This is a genomic window from Flavobacterium sp. (assembly GCF_044369455.1).
Classification (GTDB): Bacteria; Bacteroidota; Bacteroidia; order Flavobacteriales; family Flavobacteriaceae; genus Flavobacterium.
In genome coordinates this window covers 1-2,565 of record NZ_JBIPLW010000026.1, presented here as the reverse complement: position 1 = coordinate 2,565, position 2,565 = coordinate 1, and the positions used below count along the sequence as shown (strand labels likewise).

The window sequence follows — 2,565 nt, the reverse complement described above, 5'->3', positions numbered from 1 at the left end:
CGTGGTAGAACTCCCACGGATGAGCCACTTTCGCCGTTGTTGAAAGGTGTTTGGCCCTGTCGGCCAATGTCGCGTCATCGGTCAAGATCGCTCCACCTCCACCCGTTGTTAAGATCTTGTTGCCATTGAAACTCACAGCGGAAATCAGTCCAAACCGTCCTGTATGCTTTCCTGCATAGTACGACCCGAGGGATTCGGCCGCATCTTCCACCAGTGGCAGTTCAAAACGATTACAAACGTCGAGAATCCCTTGGATATCGGCCGGATGGCCCAAGCAGTGCATCGGACAAACGGCAGCCATACGTCGACCGGTTTCGCGATTGATGAATCGGCCATTTTCCATTCGGCCAATAAGTGACAAACGTTTTTCAAGCTCTTCCGGGCACAACGACATCCGAGTAGGTTCGACGTCGATAAAATGCGGGACTGCCCCGCAATGGGATATTGCATTGGCTGTGGCCACAAAGGAAAGAGAGGGACACAAAATCTCATCGTCCCGTTGCACGCCTGCAAGCTGAAAACAGAGTTGCAAGGCCGCTGTGCCGTTGACCACGGCCACGGCTCGCGTACTGCCGGTAAACTCCGACAATTGCTTTTCAAACGTAGTGACATACGCACCCGCGGAAGACACCCAACCAGTATCAATACACTCTTGTACGTATTGCGAACTGTTGGGAGGTAAGTAGGGTTCATGAAGAAACACCAACGATTGGGCATCGCCAATCGTTCGTCGAACCGCGTCTACAATTTTTGCTGCTAACATTCTTGGATTGCTTAGTGTTCTAGCTCCCCTCGCCCCTTTCTAGAGGCTGCTGATTTAGGCCCGGCTTGTTGGTTCTTGGTGAGCCGTCGGGCGCTAGCCCCGGTTGCCGGCTGTGGCGAAGCCACTAAACCGGGGCTAGCGCCCATCGGCTCACTAATTCAGCAGCCTCTTTCTAAGGGGAGAGGGGTTGGGGGTGAGGGGATTGTCTCGATTCCGGTCACAACAAATCCACACGCTTGACCGCATTCGGGGTTCTTACCGAAGCGATAAAGCCATCGGGCAATGGGTGACGTACATACGTCATGGCATCGACTCGGCAGTCATCACCGATCTTCACACCGCTTGCAACGAATGCATTGCTCCCAATCATGCTTCGCTTTCCTACGGATGCATTTCCGCTGATCCGAGAACCAGGCAATATTGAGGAAAAGCTGCCGATACGAGCGTCATGTCCGATACTAGCGTTAAAGTGCACAAGACAGAAATCATCGATGCGTGCATCCGAAGAGACTGCGACATGGGCTGCAATGAATACTCCATCACCGACGCTCGCCGTTGGCGAGATAAAGGCACTGGGATGAATGATGGTCGCGGGTTTCCAATCCTTGGCCGTACAATGCTCGTGGATCAACAATTTCCACTTCATATCGGTGATACCGATATGGTATCGAATTTCGCAGTTCCAGGATTCCGCTTCACGGCAAATCTCGTTCTCGAAAGACTCCACCGAAAAGAATCTTTGTTCGATACGTGAGAACGTATTACCAGGAACAATCGCAGCGGTTTCCGCAACCTCTTGCGCGGTCCTATTTCCAAAAATCAACAAAGCAGACATGGCTAAGAAAGTTGCGAGTTGCGAGCAGAGTAGGATAGGCATCCCTGCCTGTCATCATGACCGAAAAAGGAACAAAGGGAATGAACATGTATGAACACGATGTCCAGGATAGTTTCATATCGATGAATAGTAATGATACCTATAGTGCACAACCAATGATGCTCTCAGCAATCTTTCTAAGCCGCAGATCGGAATGCCCGTCATCCTGTAAATCCTTTATGTCCATGTCCCTTTCTCCTTTTGCAACGAACGTTCTGGATCAGAACAAACGGGAATGAACATGGATGGATAAGATGTGCAGGATGATTTCCATTCGCTGTGTACATTCACTTTTGTCGTGTGAATCGTTTGAATTCGAGTTTCGGATTGCCAAAATTAACAAGTAGGCCGACCTCGATTCCGGTTGCCTTTAGGTAGTTTATAATCTGTGCCTGGTACTCAGGAGCGATCGCCTTTGCCACCTTAAGCTCAACGATGATTTTTCCTTCTACCAAAAGGTCGGTATAGAACTCGCCAACGATTCGTTGTCGAAAATAGACACGGATAGGATGTTGGCATTGCACTCGAAATCCCTTTTCCTGGAGAGCGATTGTCAAGGCTTTTTCATAAACTGATTCGAGAAACCCGGTTCCCAACTCATTGATGACTTCGAACGCACAACCGATGATTTTCTCAGTGATTTCTCCAAACTGCAAGTCGGTTCTACCATCATCCTGTAGATCTTGCATATCCATGTTCGTTTCTCCTGCTGTATAGAATATTGTGAATCACCAAAAGTTCTTCGAATTAAATGGAATGAACATCGATGGGCATGATACTCAGGATAAAGGCATCCTGTGAATCCTGTGAATCCATGTTTACTTCTCGTCGCTTAAATCGTCCCAGAATCGACAACGATATCTTGCCCGGTGATCGATCGGCTTTCAGGGCCTAACAAAAATACGATCGTCGAGGCTACCGATTCGAT

Annotated in this window: 4 protein-coding genes; all 4 read right to left on the bottom strand. The window is 49.0% G+C overall.

Translation table 11 applies throughout. From position 1 onward, the window contains the following. The coding region (locus ACIQ2L_RS13410) for an aminotransferase class I/II-fold pyridoxal phosphate-dependent enzyme (RefSeq protein ID WP_396159671.1) at positions 1-763 on the bottom strand (763 nt) is incomplete at its 3' end. A 217-nt stretch (positions 764-980) separates the two neighbouring features. Further along, on the bottom strand, positions 981-1,598 hold the full coding sequence (locus tag ACIQ2L_RS13405) for a DapH/DapD/GlmU-related protein (protein ID WP_396159668.1): 618 nt from the start codon (positions 1,596-1,598) through the stop codon (positions 981-983). Positions 1,599-1,924: 326 nt separating this feature from the next. Then, the gene (locus tag ACIQ2L_RS13400) at positions 1,925-2,332 is read right to left on the bottom strand and encodes a GxxExxY protein (protein WP_396159666.1); all 408 of its coding nucleotides are present in this window, start codon (positions 2,330-2,332) and stop codon (positions 1,925-1,927) included. A 137-nt stretch (positions 2,333-2,469) separates the two neighbouring features. After that, positions 2,470-2,565, bottom strand: coding sequence for an SDR family oxidoreductase (locus tag ACIQ2L_RS13395; RefSeq protein ID WP_396159673.1), 96 nt, complete (start codon positions 2,563-2,565; stop codon positions 2,470-2,472).